The following is a 15,713-nucleotide window of genomic DNA, read 5'->3' as shown; positions in this document are numbered from 1 at the left end:
GCCCGGCGATGCCGAACCCATCTCCGCTCAGCCCTCGTTGAGCGGACGGAGCAGGACCTCACGCACGGCGTCGTACTCCGGCCCGCCGGTCCTGAGGACGCGTGCGGCCATCAGCAGGGAGTTGAGCAGCTGATCGTTGGCCAGCTCCGCCCCCGCCCGCTGCCGCCGGAGGAAGTCTTCGATCAGCTCGGTGGTCGCCCCGGCGGTGGCCGTCTCCTCCCCCAAGTGGGCGGCGACCATCGCGGCCAGCCGGTGCTCGTCCGGCGGCTTGATCTCCAGCCGGACGCAGCGCCGCAGCAGCGCGCTCGGGAAGTCCCGCTCGCCGTTGCTGGTGAGCACGACCAGCGGGAACTGCGCGCAGCGCACCACACCGCCGCGCACCACCGCCGTCCGGCCGTGGTCGGCGGTGCCGACCTCCTGGGGGCCGGGGCCGAGCCGCAGCAGTTCGGGGATCTCGAACTCGCCCTCCTCGAAGACGTTCAGCAGGTCGTTGGGCAGGTCGATGTCGCTCTTGTCGATCTCGTCGATCAGCAGCACGCGCGGGGTCCGCCAGGGCAGTAGTGCCGTCCCGAGCGGGCCCAGCCGCAGGAACCGGCCGATGGCGGGCGCGGTGCGCCCGTGCTCCGGCGGGGCGATCAGGAAGTCTTCGCGGAGGTCGTCGCCGTGCGGTCGGGGTTCCGGGGAGCCCCGGTGGTGACCGTGGCGGGAGAGCCCGGCCTCGTGCAGCCGTCCGATCGCGTCGTAGCTGTACAGCCCGTCGCGCAGGGTGGACCGGCTGCTGATGGACCAGCGGAGCACCGGGCCGAGGCGCAGCTCGTGCGCGACCGCGTAGGCGAGCGTCGATTTGCCGACACCGGGCTTGCCGGTGATCAGCAGGGGGCGGCGCAGGTGCAGCGCGAGGTTGACCAGCCGGACCTCCCGCTCGTCCGCCTGGTAGGCGGAGGCCTGCCGGACCCGGCCCAGGCGCCGGGCGGTCGAACCGGCCGCCGAGTCCTCCAGGGGCGGCGCCGGCAGCAGCTCGGGGTCGCCGTCCGGGTCGCCGAAGGCACGCCAGGCGGGTGCCGGAGGGAGCCCGGCGATCCCACCGTGCGGGACGCCGGTGCCACGGTAGATCCACCAGCCCTCGGTCATGAGTGCTCCTGACTCGCCGCTTGTCGTCGTGGGGTTCGCGGTCATCCGATCATCCCGGGGTAGGCGTGGTCCTGGTTCGGGTCCACACAGTCCGGGTCGTCCCAGAGCAGCGTGACGGCGTTGTCCGGGTTCGGCGTCGGGCCGCCGATGTCCTGCCGGTAGTCGCGGATGACATCGGGCAGTTCGGCCAGGCGGGTCGGTCCGTGCTCCTGCAATGCCGTGACCAGCGTGGGCACGTCACCGGCGACCCGTCGCCAGATCATGACCGGCACACCCTCGAAGTACATCGCGCTGTCCACCACGTACTGGACCGTGGGGTCGAGTTCGTCGTACGGAGCGGCGAGGCCCACACAGGCGACGTCCTTCTCGGACCTCAGGTGCTTGCCCAACTGGTCCTTCTCCAAGGGGTCGAGTGAGGCCCAGTGGATCCCTTTGAGGACTTCGGCCGGGTCGGCACAACGGACCTGGAGCTGCTTCCAACGCCGGCGCCAGGGAACGACGTCGAGGTTGGGCGCGGTGTACCGTTCGAGCTGCCGGACCACCACCTGCTGGTGCTGACCCAGGGCACGACCGGTGTCGTCGATGGACCAGAGTTCGGCGGCGTACCCGAGCGCGGAGCGCGGCAGGAGGAACTCGTACCTGACGAAGGGCTCGCCGCGCAACGCGTCCCTCAGTTCCTGCCACGCGATCAGTCGGGCGCCACCCGTGCTGAGCAGCTCGCTCCTCGTGAACGCCTCGCTGTCGTAGTGGCTGCCGACCCGCCGGAACGGCCCGCCCTCCAGCGGCTGGCGGTAGTAGGAGATGTGCATGTGGTACCGGGTGTCGGCGGCGCTGGGAGGGCCCACCTCGTCCAGCCGGACCTGGACGATCAGCCGCTCCTCGGTACTGTCCCTGGCGGCGTCGGGTATCCGGTCGGCGTGGGTGGCGAGGAAGCGGCGCAGGGCCGGCAGGTCGCCGTGCCGTGCCACCTCCAGGTCACCGCCGAGCGCGCAGAGGAAGGCGACCAGCAGGCCGAGCCGCTGGTTGCCGTGCAGTTCGGAGATGCGCTTCAGGAGACCCGGCAGCGTGTTCTGCCCGGCTTTCGAGTGCGGGTGCCGCAGGCCCGGCGCGTCCTCCGGGAGGTACCGGGCGGGATTCTCGGGTGCCGCGATCGTGCGCAACTCCGCCATCAGTTCGATCAGTTCATCGACGGGCAAGGTGCCGCGCTGACCCAGGAGCCATCGAGTGAGCGCTGACCAGTCCTCCGCGTCGCCGTTCGGCGCCCAGCCCTCCGGTATCCCGGTGGGGTGCTCGTGGGCATGGCTCCGGAAGGCGGTCGGCCGCGTGCCGAGAGCGCGCCCGATCACGGCGCCGAGGGTGACGAGCGCCCCGTCGTCCGGGGCGAGTTCGGCCATGGCGCTGTACAGCGCCTGCAGCGCGGCGAGGCTGTCGCGGAAGCCGTGGCAGGCGCGCACGATCCGGTGTAGGTGGTCCCGGGGCCCCGAGCCGTCCTCGGCCTCGAAGGCGTGCTCCAGGCCCAGGTGGCGGCCCATGACGCGGAGCAGGTCGTAGCGGCCGTCGGGGCGGTCCAGCCGACGGAAGGCCATCAGCGCGGCGACCATCTGGCCCTCGTCGGAGGGCGGGCCCGCCACGACCGGCGCGGGCCTGAGCGGGTCGGGCAGTGCGACGCCCGCCGCGCCGAGCAGTGCGGTCAGCGCGCCGACGGGTGTGTAGAAGCCGCCGGCGTCCTGCTCGAAGTGGCGGCTGTGCTTGAGCACACCCTGGACCAGGCCGTTCCCGTTGACGAGCATGCTGCCGCTGTGGCCGTCGCGGATGCCGTCACCGCGTACACCGAGGTACCGGTCCGCGAGGCCGACGACCCGCAGGCGCAGGGTGTCGGGGCGGGCGCCCGGGGTGGGCGTGTAGGTGGAGTACCCGAGGGCGGTGAGCACGGCGTCCGGTTCGGCTTCGGCGGCGGCGAGCCGGGCGACCGGGTGGTCGGCCCAGTCGGGGAGGGCGAGCAGGGCGAGGTCGGGGAAGGGGTAGGAGCCTCTGCCGTTGCTCGTCTCCGGGGCCAGCCGGATCAACTCGCCCGGGACGGTGCGGTCGCCGGTCGGGTGACGGACGCCCACCGGAGCCCCCGCCGCCACCGCCCGGGCGACCACGTGCGCGCAGGTGACCGCCAGGCCGGGGGCCACCAGGAAGCCGCTGCCGTGGAACTCGCCCGCGACGGTGATCATGACAGTGCAGCGGCGCAGTTCCTCGGACTCGGCGAGATCGGGCCGGGCCGACAGGGTCACTCGGTGTCGGCCGCTCTGGCGACCGGAGCCCCCTGACCATCGGACGCGTCCTGCCCGGCCCCGGCCGTCGCCGTCGCCGGAGCCGCCGTGGCGGCCTGCTGCCGACGGCGCTCGGCGAGGTCCCAGGAGAGCCGGACGGTCAGCCCGGCCTCGCTGCCGGCCTCGGCTATGACGCCGAGCAACTGGCCCGACTTGACCGCCAGTTTGATCCCGAACTCGACCTCGAAGGCGTCCGGGGAGCCCGCCCCCTGCGTGACCGTCTCCGCCGCCCAGCGGCCGACACTCTGGACGGTGCCGCGCACCTGGTCCAGGGTGAGCGCGACCGCCGAGCCAAGCTGTGCGGCGGCCTGTCGGCCCCTGCCGAACGCGGCGTCGCCGGAGTTCGCCCAGACGTCCGAAGGCGCCTCCGGCTGCTGGAAGTTCACCTCGCCGATCACCTCGGCGCGGACGGTCGTGCCGTCCCCGAGATCAATCGTCACCTGTTCGGACACCGCGCCCGCCCCCTTGGAGATCCGCCCCCGACGGTCCATCACCATACCTGCCTGCCGTGGCCGTTTGGCCTGGACTCCCAAGTCCGTTGACTTCCTGAGGAGTCGGGTCGGGGACGGCGTACCTGCTGGCCGCCTGCTCAGGCGTCCGTCGGGAGGGGACGGGACGGCCGGCCGGCCGGGGCGGTGCGGGGGTGGACGGGGAGGGGCAGGTCGAGGGAGCCGGTGGAGTCCGCGGGGAGGGCCAGGGCGGACGCGGCTTCCGGCGGGAGCTCGCGCAGGCCGAGCAGTCCGGCGGAGAGGCGGGCGGTGGCGCGGTGCCAGTCGCCGATCCGCCGCATCAGGGTGTGGCCGGTGCCGACGACGGTGTAGCCACAGACCCGGGCCCCGGCGGCCCGGCCCCGGGCGGCGAAGGCGCGGGTGTCGGCGGGGGAGGTGATCCGGTCGAGGTCGCCGTGCAGCATCAGGACGTCGCGGCCGGCCAGCTGCTCGCAGGGGTCCTCGGCCGGGCACCAGGGGGCGAGGGCGACGACGCCGGTGACGGTGGGGTGACCGGCGGCCCGCAGCGCGGCGCGGCCGCCCATGGAGTGGCCGACCAGGACGGTCGGGACCGGGCCGAGTTCCTCGGCGAGGTCGTCGAGCGCGGCGATCGCGTCCCGGGCGGCGTCGGCCCGCTCGCCGTTCCAGCCCCGGTGCCGGTAGCGGACGGTGCCGACCGCGACGCCCGCCGCCGCCGTCTCGCGGCGCAGCGCGTGGACGAAGCCGGCCATCCGCAGGCCGGCGAGGTTGATCGGGCCGGGTCGGGAGAGGCTGTGCTCCTGGCCGCCGTGCAGCACCAGGACCGCGGCGCCGGGCCGCTCGGGCAGCCCGTGCCAGACCAGCGCGCGGTGGCCGCGCCCGTTGCCGGCGCTGCCGCCCGTGCCGTTGCCGCCCGCCCTGCTGCCGCTCACGCTGTCCCGTTCCCGCCCGCCGTCCGGATCGTGTGCGGACGGCCGTCCGTGCCGTGTGGACCGCCACTGTACGCGCCGGGTGCGGGGGTGTGTCGGGGGTGTGTCTCAGCCGATTTCCATCGTGCGCCGCCGGATTCAGGTCCGCGCGCGTCGGCGGATCGCCCGGGTCGGACCGGTCAGGCCGTGAGCAGGCCGTTCTGCCGGACCAGCCAGCAGATCGCGGTCAGCCGGTGCACCGCGAAGTCGTACCCGACCGGTTCGCGCCAGCCGATCTCGTCGAGCCGGTCGAGGAAGCCGCGCGCGTAGTCGGACAGCTCCGCACGGTGCAGCCGCCGGGGCAGCAGCTCCGGTCCCTGCGCGTACAGCAGCTCGCGCAGCTCGGCGGCGTGCTGGTCGACGGCCGCGACCAGGCCGGGCTCGAAGGCGAGCTCGGCGAGCCGGGGCGCGAAGGCGGCGACGATCCCCGGCAGCGGGCAGTCGGCCGACGGGGTGTGCGGGTCGGGGGAGTCGTCGGGGGAGCCCCGGTGCGACTCGTCGGGCGTGGCGAACATCCGTCCACGGTAGGCGAGCGCGGCGCCGGGGCAGGCCGCCCGGGGAGGAGACCTTGGCCACGAACGAGGCAACCGGCGCCACGCGGGGTGGCCCGGACGGTCGCCGGGGCCGCCCGATCGGCACCGGTTCGCCGGATCGGCCGTGAGCACGGGGTGGTCTGTACCAGAATGGCCGGTATGGATCTTCGAATCTTCACCGAGCCCCAGCAGGGCGCGAGCTACGACACCCTCCTCCGGGTCGCCCGGACGGCGGAGGAGCTGGGGGCCTTCAGCGCCTTCTTCCGCTCCGACCACTACCTGAAGATGGGCGACGTCAGCGGCCTGCCCGGCCCGACCGACGCCTGGATCACCCTGGCCGGCCTGGCCCGCGAGACCAGCACGATCCGCCTCGGCACCCTGATGACCGCCGCCACCTTCCGGCTGCCCGGTGTGCTCGCCATCCAGGTCGCCCAGGTCGACGCGATGAGCGGCGGCCGGGTCGAGTTCGGCCTGGGCGCGGGCTGGTACGAGGCGGAGCACTCCGCCTACGGCATCCCGTTCCCGAAGGAGAAGTTCGGCCGGCTGGAGGAGCAGCTGGAGATCATCACCGGGCTGTGGAGCACCGCGCTGGGGGAGACCTTCGACTTCGCCGGTGAGCACTACCGGCTGAGCGAATCGCCCGCGCTGCCCAAGCCGGCCCAGGCGAAGATCCCGGTCCTGGTCGGCGGCACGGGGCCGACCCGCACCCCGGCGCTGGCCGCCCGGTTCGCCGACGAGTTCAACCTGCCGTTCGTCTCCGTCGAGGACACCGCCGCCCAGTTCGGCCGGGTCCGCGCGGCCGTCGAGCAGGCCGGCCGCAAGCCGGAGGACCTGGTGTACTCCAACGCCCTGGTCGCCTGTGTCGGCCGGGACGACGCCGAGGTGGCCCGCCGGGCCGCCGTGATCGGCCGCGAGGTCGACGAGCTGAAGGCCAACGGCCTGGCCGGGACCCCGGACGAGGTGGTGGAGAAGATCGGCCGGTACGCCGCCGTCGGCGCCGAGCGGATCTACCTGCAGATCCTGGACCTGGACGACCTCGACCACCTGGAGCTGATCGCCTCCCGGATCGCCCCGCAGCTCGGCACCGCCCCGCAACTCGGCTGAGGCGGCCTGCGGCGCCTCCAACCCCCTTGTGACGCTCCAACCCCGCCCCTGTGACGCTCCCGGTGCGCTTCTGTGACGATCCTGGGGCGGTAAAGGACTCGGCCCGGACCCGGCCTGACCATTAGTCTTTACTCTCTCTTGAAGGGGGAAGGCTCTTCGGGAGGCGGGTCCGGGAGAGCCCGGGCCGGGCGGGGGAGGCAGGGGGAGTACCGATGTCGGACGTGCAGGTCTTCAGAGCGGCTCGCGACGGGTCGGCTCGCGACCGGGCGGCCCGCGGTGTGCCGCGGCCCGGCTGTCCGGACGTCGGGGCGGAGCCGGCCGCCGGGGTGCTGCGCCCGCGCGGCCTCCAGGACCTCCGGCAGGACCTCCGGAAGGGCCGGCCCGACCGCGGCCGGCCGGCGGCGCTGCCATACCCGGCGGCCCCGCACTACCCGACGGCCCTGCACTACCCGGCGGACGACCTGCTGGTGGTCTCCGGGCTGCCGGGCAGCGGCAAGAGCACGCTCATGCGCCGCTGCGTGCGCGGGCCGATCGTCGACTCGCAGCTGGTCCGCGAGGAGTACGCGACCCGCCTCCCCTCCTGGCTGCCGTACGCGGTGTACCGCCCGCTGGTGCGTTTCGCGCACTACCGGCGGCTCCGGCGCGCGGTGCTGGCCGGTGGCCCGCTCACCGTCCACGACTGCGGCGCGGTGCCGTACGTGCGGCGGTGGCTGGCCCGGGCGGCCGAGCGGCAGGGGCGTCGGGTGCACCTGATCCTGCTGGACGCCAGCGCCGAGGAGGCCCGGGACGGCCAGCGGGCCCGCGGCCAGGCCGTGTCTGCGTACGCGTTCGCCCGGCACCGGGACGCCGCGTGGCGGCTGCGCCGGCGGCTGGCCGGGACGGGGCGGCCGCCGGCCGGCTGTGCGTCGGCCGTGGTACTCGACCAGGCCGGTGCGCGTGCCCTGCGGGAGATCGTCTTCGTGGCGTCGTAGTCTCGGCGAGGCGGTCCGGGCGCCCGGTTCATCCCGTTCGTCCCGTCCCGCCGGTCGCGCGCCGAGCCGCGGGGCAGACGGGGTGTCACGTTTCGGACAGGCCGGGGCCGGTACTGTGCGCATGCGCGCGACGGGAAATGCTCCATGTGCGGCGTGGTTCAGCTGCTCAAACTTCCGGATTATGTCTGATTTGTCGTTAGTAGTTCCAGGCCGGAACAAGTCTGACGCGTACACGCGACGCTGCGTAGCCTGTGGCTCGGCGGCCCCCACATCCGCCGTCCCCCACACCCTCCTCAGGAGCGCAGATGCGTCGTTCCGTCCGTGTCCCCTCGCGTGCCACCGGCCGATTCCTCGGCGCGGCCGCCGTCGTCGCCGCCCTCGGTCTCACCCAGTTCGCGGCCCCCTCCGCGCTCACCACCGCGAGCGCGACCGCCGCCAAGGCCCCGACCTCCACCGAGTGCACCGGCGACGCGGCCCAGGACGCGGCCGCCCGCAAGCCGGCCGGCCACCCCGGCGGCCAGGAGCCGAACGCCGTCACCGAGGCCCAGGCCAAGGCGATGGACGCCGACCTCCAGAGCCGGCTCGCCCAGCTGGCGCACTCCGCCCAGGGCAACACCCTGCTCGCGCCCGGCGAGCTGGCCGCCACCACGACCATCCCGGTGTACGTGCACGTCGTCCACTCGGGCACCACCGGCAAGCTGTCGGCGGCCACCATCACCAAGCAGATCGACGTCCTCAACGCCGCGTACAGCGGCCAGGGCTCGGGCAACACCCCGAGCCAGTTCCGCTTCCAGCTGGTCTCCACCGACTACACCGACAACGCCACCTGGTACAACGGCGTCACCCCCGGCTCCAGCGCCGAGAAGTCGATGAAGACCAAGCTGCGCAAGGGCGCGGCCAACGCCCTCAACCTCTACACCGCCAAGCTCGGCGAGTCGCTGCTCGGCTGGGCGACGTTCCCCAGCTCCTACCGCTCCAACCCGACCGACGACGGTGTGGTCATCCTCGACTCCTCGTTCCCCGGCGGCTCCGCCGCCAACTACAACGAGGGCGACACCGCCACCCACGAGGTCGGCCACTGGCTCGGGCTCTACCACACCTTCCAGGGCGGCTGCAGCGGCCAGGGCGACTACGTCGCCGACACCCCGGCCGAGCAGAGCGCGGCCTACCAGTGCCCGGCCGGCCGGGACACCTGCACGGCCACCGGCATCGACCCGATCCACAACTTCATGGACTACACCTACGACTCGTGCATGACGCAGTTCACCCCGGGCCAGGTCGCCCGGATGGCGAACTCCTGGGCCTCCTACCGGGCCTGACGGTTCCTGCGGCCCCTGCCGACCCCCGAGGTCCGCGGGCCGCACCCCGAAAACCCTGGCGGGTGCGTGGCGATGACGCCGCGCACCCGCCAGAACCAGTTCCGGCAGCGTGTCGGTAGAGCGGCGCGGCGGCGGGCGCGGCAATGGGCGGACGAATGTCCCTGTTGATCTAGGTTTGGGAGGAAACCAGCGCGTCGAGCGAGGAGCAGCGGCATGGCCAACAGCGCGAACCCCAGGATCGTCGTCGGTGTGGACGGCTCGCCCGCCTCCGAACAGGCCCTTCGCTGGGCGGTCGACTACGCCCGGATGGCCGCCGGCACCGTCCACGCCGTCGCCGCCTGGGAGTACCCGGCGTTCTACGGCTGGGCCGGGGCCAGCGTGCCGGCGCCCGAGTACAACCCGGAGGAACTGGCCGGCAAGATCCTCGCCGACACCGTCACCCGGGTCGTCGGCGCCCAGCCCGAGGTCCGCATCGACGAGTCGGTGCTGCCCGGCAACGCCGCCCAGGCCCTGCTGGAGGCCTCCGGCGGCGCCGCGCTGCTCGTGGTCGGCAGCCGCGGCCTGGGCGGATTCGCCGGCGCCCTGCTCGGCTCGGTCAGCCGGCACCTCACCGAGCACGCGCCCTGCCCGGTGGTCGTGGTCCGCCACGGCGTGGCCGGCGGTACGGCCGGTGGCACGGCCGGCGCCGCCGGATAGCCGGATAGCCGGATAGCCGGGCGGCGCTGCGGCGGACCGCCGCGCGGAGGGAGGATGGGTCCATGCCCGAAGGTGACTCCGTCTACCGCGCGGCGGCCCGTCTGCACGAGACCCTCGCCGGGCAGGTGCTGACCACCGCCGAACTGCGCGTGCCCGCCCACGCGACCGCCGCCCTCGCCGGGCGCCGGGTGCTGGAGGCCGTCCCGCGCGGCAAGCACCTGCTCACCCGCCTCGAAGGCGGGACCACCCTCCACACCCACCTGCGGATGGACGGCCGCTGGGCGGTCTTCGGCCCCGGCGAGCGCTGGACCGGCGGGCCGCACGCGCAGATCCGGGCCGTCCTCGGCACCGAGCGCGGCACCGCCGTCGGCTACCGGCTGCCCGTGGTCGAACTGCTGCGCACCGCCGACGAGCCGCGCGCCGTCGGCCACCTCGGACCCGATCTGCTCGGGCCCGACTGGGACCCGGCCGAGGCCGTCCGCCGCCTCCTCGCCCACCCGGCCCGCCCGCTCGCCGAGGCGCTGCTCGACCAGCGCAACCTGGCCGGCATCGGCAATGTCTACGCCAACGAGCTCTGCTACCTGGCCGGCGTCACCCCGTGGACCCCGGTCGGCGAACTGGCGAGCCCCGACCGCCTGGTGACCCGGGCCCACCAGCTCCTGGACGCCAACCGGCTGCGCTCGGGCCACATCACCACCGGCGACACCCGGCGCGGCCACCAGCACTGGGTCTACGACCGGGCCGGGCGGCCCTGCCCGCGCTGCGGCACCCTGGTGCTGACGGCGCACCACGGCACCCCGCCGCAGGACCGGCCGGCGTACTGGTGCCCGTACTGCCAGCGCGGCCCGGCCCCGGCGGGGCGACACGCGCCGCTCGGGTCGCGCGCCCGGCGCGCGTACTGAGGCCCGTCCCCGGCGCGCCGCCCTGGCCCGCCGCGGTCAGGCGCGTTCGACCAGTGCCGGGTGGCGCGGGTCGTCGAACCGCACCGTCAGATCGGCCGCCTCGGCCGGCACCGTCTCCGCCTCGTAGCGGGCGAAGGCGGGCAGCGTCCACCGCTCCTCCGGCGCGGTGCGGCGGGTCAGCGCCGCCGGGGAGAGCGCCAGGTGGACGGTCAGCTCCAGCGGCAGCCAGCGGCCGAGCAGCAGCGCGCCGTCCAGCAGCAGCACCCCGCCGGCCGGCAGTTCGGTGTACGGCGCGCGGGTGGCGCGGTCGGTCACCGGGTCCCGGAGCGAGGGCAGCACCCGTCCGCTGCCGCCCGGCTCCAGCGGGTCCAGGACCTCGCGCAGCAGCGCGCCGTCGTCCAGCCAGAGGTCGTGGAAGGCGTCGGCGTCCTGCTTGCCGTACTCCAGCCGGACCGAGGCCGGGCGCAGGAAACCCGCCGCCGCGACCCGCTGGGTCGGCAGGCCGCGCAGCCGCAGCGGCTCGACCAGGGCGTCCGCCAGCTCCCCGGGTCGGGCGGCGGCGGCGCCGTCCACGGCCACCCGCAACCGCCGCCCGCCGGCGCCGGGCAGCGCGGCGATCCGGTCGGCGAGCAGCTCGACGAGACGGTCGGGCGAGATCGGGCGAATCGGCACGGCGTTCATCCTGCGGTCGGGGAGCCAGCGGGCCTGCGGGGTCGACGTTCGTCGTCGAAGGCGCCGGACGTTCAGGGGACGGGCAGCTCGCCCAGGCAGTACAGGGTGGTGTCGTGGCCCGCGTAGAGCCGGGTGCCGTCGCTGCTGAGCGACCAGACGTCAACCCCAGGGCCGGTGTCGGCGAAGATCGTGGACAGCCGGCCGCTCTCCGCCTCGACGACGAGGACGCCCGCATCGGCCGGGCCCGGCACGAGCAGACCGGAGCTGAGCAGCAGCGGCCGGGAGCGGCGGTCCAGCCGGAACGGCAGTTGGCACTGCCAGGTCTGCTCGCCGCTCCCCGCCTCGTGCGCGGTGATCAGCCCGTTGTCGCGCGGCACGTACACCCGGTAGCCGTCGCTGAGCGGCGGCAGGGCGCGCCACTCCTCGCCCGGGCCGGGGCGTACCGACCAGCGCGGCGCGCCGTCCTCCAGCCGCAGGGCCTGGACGCCGGTGGCCCCGGAGGTCGGCAGGTAGACGTGCCGCTGGTCCATCATGGACCAGACGGGGGCGGAGCCCGCGGTGGTCCAGACCCGCTGCCCGGTGGTGCCGTCCACCAGCGACATGCCGGCGGTCGGGTCGGTGTCCCAGGTGAGGAGCCGGCCGCCGATGGGCAGCACGGTGACGGTGTTCTCGCCGCGCTCCGCGACCGGGCGGGACCAGAGCAGGCCGCGGCCGGTGGCGTCCATGGCAAACAGGGCGCCCCGGGTGTCGACCCGGCTGCCGACCATGCCGTAGACCTGGGCGCCGTCGCTGCCGAAGAGGGTGATCTGCTCGCCCAGCTCGGGCGGGAGCGGCCGGCTCCAGCCGGCGGCCGGGCCGGTCAGCGCGCGGGCGTCCACGTGGCCGGGCGAGGTGGTGAAGAGCCGCCCCGCCCCGACGATCAGCGGTGAGTCCTCCGGTCGGCCCCTGACCCCCGGCTCCTCGACAGTGCCGGTCACGGCGCCGGTCGCCGCGTCGAGGATCCGCAGGCCGTTGGCCGTCACATAGGCGGGCGCGAACAGCCGGCCGCTCAGCCGGCCCGGCATCATCGGCTCCGACCCCCGGTACACCCAGAGCGGCTCGGATCCGTACAGCTTGCTGGGCAGCGGCTGCGGCTTCGGCGGCTCGGACTTCGAGCCGCCCGCCGCCCGCGACACCCCCCAGACGGCGGCGCCCGCCGCCAGGAGTCCGGCGCCCGTCAGCAGTCGGCGCCTGGTCGGCCGCGGACCGTCGCCCCCGCCGTCCGCGCCGCCGCTCACCACGTCGGCGGTCGCCGTCGCGGCGGCCTCCTCGTCGCCGTCCCACTGCCAGGACGCCTCGCCCGCCGGACGATCGGACGGTGTGGTCCCCATGCTGCGTTACTCGTCTCCCCCGGGGCAGCCGTTGTGCTGCGTTGTTCACGGAGAATACCCAAGTCACGGGCCCGTGCAGCCCTTCGGGCAACCACTCCCGGCCCCTCCGGGCAGCTCCGGCCGGCGCGGGTGGGTCAGCTGGGGAAACCGGGGAAACCGGGGACGCCGTGGTCGGCGAGGTCGGCCAGGACGTCCGCGTGGCAGGGGAGCGGGGCGCACCAGCAGCCGAGCCGGCGTCCGCGCAGCTCCGGGACGAGGGCGAGCAAGTCTGGGCGGGCCACCAGGTACGCGCGGTAGTCGACCAGCATCTGCTCGCGGGAGAGCCCGGGGCCCGGCCGGAAGGGGCAGTGCAGCGGCGACTCGGCGAGGTGCCAGCCGCCCCGGTGCATCGCCCGGCCGACGTAGACCACGTCGGCGACGGCCGGGTCGTCGCGGTGTCCCTTCAGATTGACCACGGTGGTCGGGCCGGGGCCGGGGCCCGGGGTGCGGGGTGTCATGGGCACGATGGTGGCGCAGCCGGGGCCGGTGGGCACCCCGGGGCCGGTGGGGCCGGTGGGGTTCGCCTTGACAGGCCCTGGGGCCCGGCGTAGCAAGAGAGGATGCGCCAGGGTGCTCCGGCGGACCCGCCCGGTCCGCGACCCAGCGATGGGGACGCCCGGGCGGTGCGACCCGACCCGCACCGTCCAGGGAAGGACGCTGCCCGGGACCGGACGGCGCCACTCTCATCACTCTCGCCGCTGTCGCCGCTGTCGCCGGCGGAGACGGACCCGGCGCGCGAACGGCACACCCTGCTGACCTCCGCCGTGCGCACGGTGCTCAGCGGCACCGACGCGCACGGCGCGACCGTCTACCTGCGCTCCCGCGACCGCCGCTCGCTGGTGCTGTGCGCCGTCGCCGGCGTGCCGCTGTCCGTCCTCGGCCCGTTCCGGCGGATCGCCGCCGCCGGACCGCTGCCGGCGGCGGTCAGCTACCGCACCGGCCGCACGGTGCTCCTCGCCAACACCGAGGACACCATGCGCCGCTTCCCGCAGCTCGCCGTCGGCCTGCCGTACGACTTCGCCTCCGCCAGCGTCCCGGTCCGGGCGGGCGAGGAGACCTACGGGGTGCTCGGCGTGCTCTGGGCGGCCTCGGACGACGGCGTGCCCGAGGGCGCGCGCCGCCACGTGCGCGCCGTGGCCGCACGGCTGGCCGCCGGACTCGCCGGCCTGGAGGAGGCCGGCCACCCGGTGGAGCCCAACGGCGAGACCACGGTCGTCGAACTCACCCCGCCCTCCGCGCCGACCACCCGGGTCGGGCTGTTCGACTGGGACGTGGCGTCCGGCGTGGTGACCGCCGACGACCAGTTCTGCGAGATCTTCGGCCTCGCCCCCGGCGACTTCGACGGCCGGGCCGAGACCCTGGCCGCCCGGATCGCCCCCGGCGACCTGCCGGAGTTCCGCGCCGCCGTGCGCGGCGCCCTCGACCGGGGCCGGGTGCTCGCCGCCCGGCTGCGGGTGCTGGACCGCGACGGCCACCCCTACCCCGTCGAACTCTGGGCCCGGGTGCCGCGCGACGGGCCCCGCACCCGCGGGCACCTGGTCGGCGCCGTGCTCGACACCCGGACCGGCACCGCCGCGGCCGCCGCCGTGGAGCGGCTGCGCGAGGGCGTCTTCTCGCTCGACCCGGACGGCCGGATCACCTACGCCAACCACAGCGTCGAGCTGCTGCTCCAGGCCCGCCGCGAGGACCTGGTCGGCCACCACCCGTGGCAGGTGCTCTCCTGGCTCTCCGACCCCGTGTACGAGAACCGCTACCGGGCCGCCCTGCTCTCCCAGCAGCCCACCGCCTTCCTCGCCCGCCGGCCGCCGGACCACTGGCTGGCGTTCTCGCTCTACCCCGACGCGCACGGCGTCACCGGCCGGGTGGTCGCCGCCGACCCGCCGCCGGACGCCGTCGACCCGGTCGCCGAGCCGGCCCCGCCCGGGACGTGGACCGGCCTCGGCGTGATGTACCACCTGCTCCAGCTGGCCAGCGCGCTGAGCGAGGCGGTCACCGTCCGCGAGGTCTGCCGGGCGGTTGCCGACGAGATCCTCCCGGCGCTCGGCGGGCAGGAACTCGCGATCTACACGATCCGCGAGAAGCACCTGCACCTGGTCTCGCAGAGCGGCTACCCCGACGGATTCCTCGACACCTTCGAGGGCACCCCGGTCGGCGCGCGGGTGCCCGGCGCCGAGGCGCTCAGCACCGGCACCCCGATCTTCTTCGAGAACGTCGACCAGCTCGCCGCCGCCTATCCCGGCCTCGCCCTCGACAACATGGGCGCCTGGGCGTTCCTGCCGCTGATCGCCTCCGGCCACCCGGTCGGCAGCTGCATCCTCGGTTTCGACCGCCCCCGCCCCTTCACCCTGGAGGAGCGCGGCCTGCTCACCGCCCTGGCCGGCTTCATCGCCCAGGCGTTGGAGCGCGCCCGGCTGTACGACGCCGAGTTCACCCTGGCCCGCGGCCTCCAGCAGGCCCTGCTCCCGCACCGGCTGCCGCACCTCGACCGGGTCCGGATCACGGCCCGCTACCTGCCCGGCACCCAGGGCATGGAGATCGGCGGCGACTGGTACGACGCCATCGTCACCGGCCGGGACCTCTGCCTGGTCATCGGCGACGTCGAGGGGCACAGCGTCGGCGCGGCCGCCACCATGGGCCAACTGCGCAGCGCCGTCCGCGCCTTCGCCACCGGCGGCCATCCGCCGGACGAAGTGCTCGCCCGTACCAATCAGCTGCTGCTCGACCTCGACCCCGGACTGCTCGCCAGCTGCTGCCTGATCCGCCTCACCCCCGCCGACGGCACCGCCCTGATCGCCCGGGCCGGCCACCTGCCGCCGGTGCTGCGCTACCCGGACGGGCGGGCGGAGGCGCTGGAGGTGGCCGGCGGGCCGCTGCTCGGTGTGGAGCCGGAGGCCGAATACCCGGTCAGCGACCTGCTGCTGGAGCCGGGCTCGGTGCTCGCGCTGTACACCGACGGCCTGGTCGAGGACCCGGCGGTGGCGATCGACGAGGGCGTGGACCGGCTGCGCGCCGTCCTCGCGGGCCCGGAGGTCGGGGCGCTGCTCGCCACGGCCGGGCTGGACGGCCTGGCCGACCGAATCCTGCGCGAGGTCGGCTCGACGCACCGGGTGGACGACATCGCGCTGCTGCTCACCGCCTACCGCTGAGGCGGCGGGGCGTTCCTCCGCACCGGCTCGGGGAACTCGGGGAACGACTTTCGTCGGGCCCGGCGGCGACGAAGGGT

At 74.9% G+C, this 15,713-nt stretch carries 14 protein-coding genes; 6 read left to right on the top strand and 8 right to left on the bottom strand.

The genetic code is table 11. The features are described 5' to 3' along the window. Positions 1-27 precede the first annotated feature (27 nt). The 5 genes from ACFP3U_RS12365 to ACFP3U_RS12345 form a co-directional block, all read right to left on the bottom strand. The gene (locus ACFP3U_RS12365) at positions 28-1,131 is read right to left on the bottom strand and encodes an AAA family ATPase (protein WP_380225457.1); all 1,104 of its coding nucleotides are present in this window, start codon (positions 1,129-1,131) and stop codon (positions 28-30) included. Positions 1,132-1,172: 41 nt separating this feature from the next. Further along, the gene (locus tag ACFP3U_RS12360) at positions 1,173-3,410 is read right to left on the bottom strand and encodes a VMAP-C domain-containing protein (protein ID WP_380225455.1); all 2,238 of its coding nucleotides are present in this window, start codon (positions 3,408-3,410) and stop codon (positions 1,173-1,175) included. Further along, complete coding sequence (locus tag ACFP3U_RS12355) at positions 3,407-3,889, bottom strand: CU044_2847 family protein (protein ID WP_380225453.1); 483 nt, start codon at positions 3,887-3,889, stop codon at positions 3,407-3,409. The genes ACFP3U_RS12360 and ACFP3U_RS12355 overlap by 4 nt, the downstream gene beginning before the upstream one ends. 149 nt (positions 3,890-4,038) lie before the next feature. Further along, entirely contained in the window at positions 4,039-4,764 is a 726-nt protein-coding gene (locus ACFP3U_RS12350) for an alpha/beta hydrolase (RefSeq protein ID WP_380225541.1), read from the bottom strand. 260 nt (positions 4,765-5,024) lie between these two features. After that, positions 5,025-5,399, bottom strand: a complete 375-nt coding sequence (locus tag ACFP3U_RS12345) for a DUF6401 family natural product biosynthesis protein (protein ID WP_380225452.1) — start codon at positions 5,397-5,399, stop codon at positions 5,025-5,027. Positions 5,400-5,576: 177 nt separating this feature from the next. On the opposite strand from ACFP3U_RS12345, the gene ACFP3U_RS12340 reads away from it, so the two are divergent. The 5 genes from ACFP3U_RS12340 (at position 5,577) to ACFP3U_RS12320 (ending at position 10,409) form a co-directional block, all read left to right on the top strand. Next, entirely contained in the window at positions 5,577-6,521 is a 945-nt protein-coding gene (locus tag ACFP3U_RS12340) for an LLM class F420-dependent oxidoreductase (protein ID WP_380225450.1), read from the top strand. 212 nt (positions 6,522-6,733) lie between these two features. Continuing rightward, positions 6,734-7,492: an AAA family ATPase gene (locus ACFP3U_RS12335; RefSeq protein WP_380225449.1), complete on the top strand. Its 759-nt coding sequence runs from the start codon at positions 6,734-6,736 to the stop codon at positions 7,490-7,492. A gap of 305 nt (positions 7,493-7,797) precedes the next feature. Further along, entirely contained in the window at positions 7,798-8,811 is a 1,014-nt protein-coding gene (locus ACFP3U_RS12330) for a zinc metalloprotease (RefSeq protein WP_380225448.1), read from the top strand. A 213-nt stretch (positions 8,812-9,024) separates the two neighbouring features. After that, positions 9,025-9,507: a universal stress protein gene (locus ACFP3U_RS12325; protein WP_380225446.1), complete on the top strand. Its 483-nt coding sequence runs from the start codon at positions 9,025-9,027 to the stop codon at positions 9,505-9,507. A 62-nt stretch (positions 9,508-9,569) separates the two neighbouring features. Beyond that, entirely contained in the window at positions 9,570-10,409 is an 840-nt protein-coding gene (locus ACFP3U_RS12320) for a DNA-formamidopyrimidine glycosylase family protein (RefSeq protein WP_380225445.1), read from the top strand. 36 nt (positions 10,410-10,445) lie between these two features. Here the strand turns inward: ACFP3U_RS12320 and ACFP3U_RS12315 are convergent, their stop codons facing one another. The 3 genes from ACFP3U_RS12315 to ACFP3U_RS12305 form a co-directional block, all read right to left on the bottom strand. Next, positions 10,446-11,081 carry a nucleoside/nucleotide kinase family protein gene (locus ACFP3U_RS12315; RefSeq protein WP_380225444.1) on the bottom strand — a complete coding sequence of 212 codons (636 nt, stop codon included), beginning with the start codon at positions 11,079-11,081 and terminating at the stop codon, positions 10,446-10,448. Positions 11,082-11,152: 71 nt separating this feature from the next. Next, a complete protein-coding gene (locus ACFP3U_RS12310; RefSeq protein WP_380225443.1) occupies positions 11,153-12,451 on the bottom strand; it encodes an outer membrane protein assembly factor BamB family protein in 1,299 nt (432 codons plus the stop codon). Between the two features lie 134 nt (positions 12,452-12,585). After that, entirely contained in the window at positions 12,586-12,948 is a 363-nt protein-coding gene (locus ACFP3U_RS12305) for a DUF4326 domain-containing protein (RefSeq protein WP_380225442.1), read from the bottom strand. Positions 12,949-13,113: 165 nt separating this feature from the next. On the opposite strand from ACFP3U_RS12305, the gene ACFP3U_RS12300 reads away from it, so the two are divergent. After that, positions 13,114-15,636 carry a SpoIIE family protein phosphatase gene (locus ACFP3U_RS12300; protein ID WP_417466413.1) on the top strand — a complete coding sequence of 841 codons (2,523 nt, stop codon included), beginning with the start codon at positions 13,114-13,116 and terminating at the stop codon, positions 15,634-15,636. The last annotated feature ends 77 nt before the right edge of the window (positions 15,637-15,713 follow it).

Origin of the sequence: Kitasatospora misakiensis (genome assembly GCF_042656005.1) — a bacterium.
GTDB lineage: Bacteria > Actinomycetota > Actinomycetes > Streptomycetales > Streptomycetaceae > Kitasatospora > Kitasatospora misakiensis.
The sequence above is the reverse complement of the archived record's forward strand: the minus strand, read 5'-3'. Positions and strand labels throughout refer to the sequence as shown.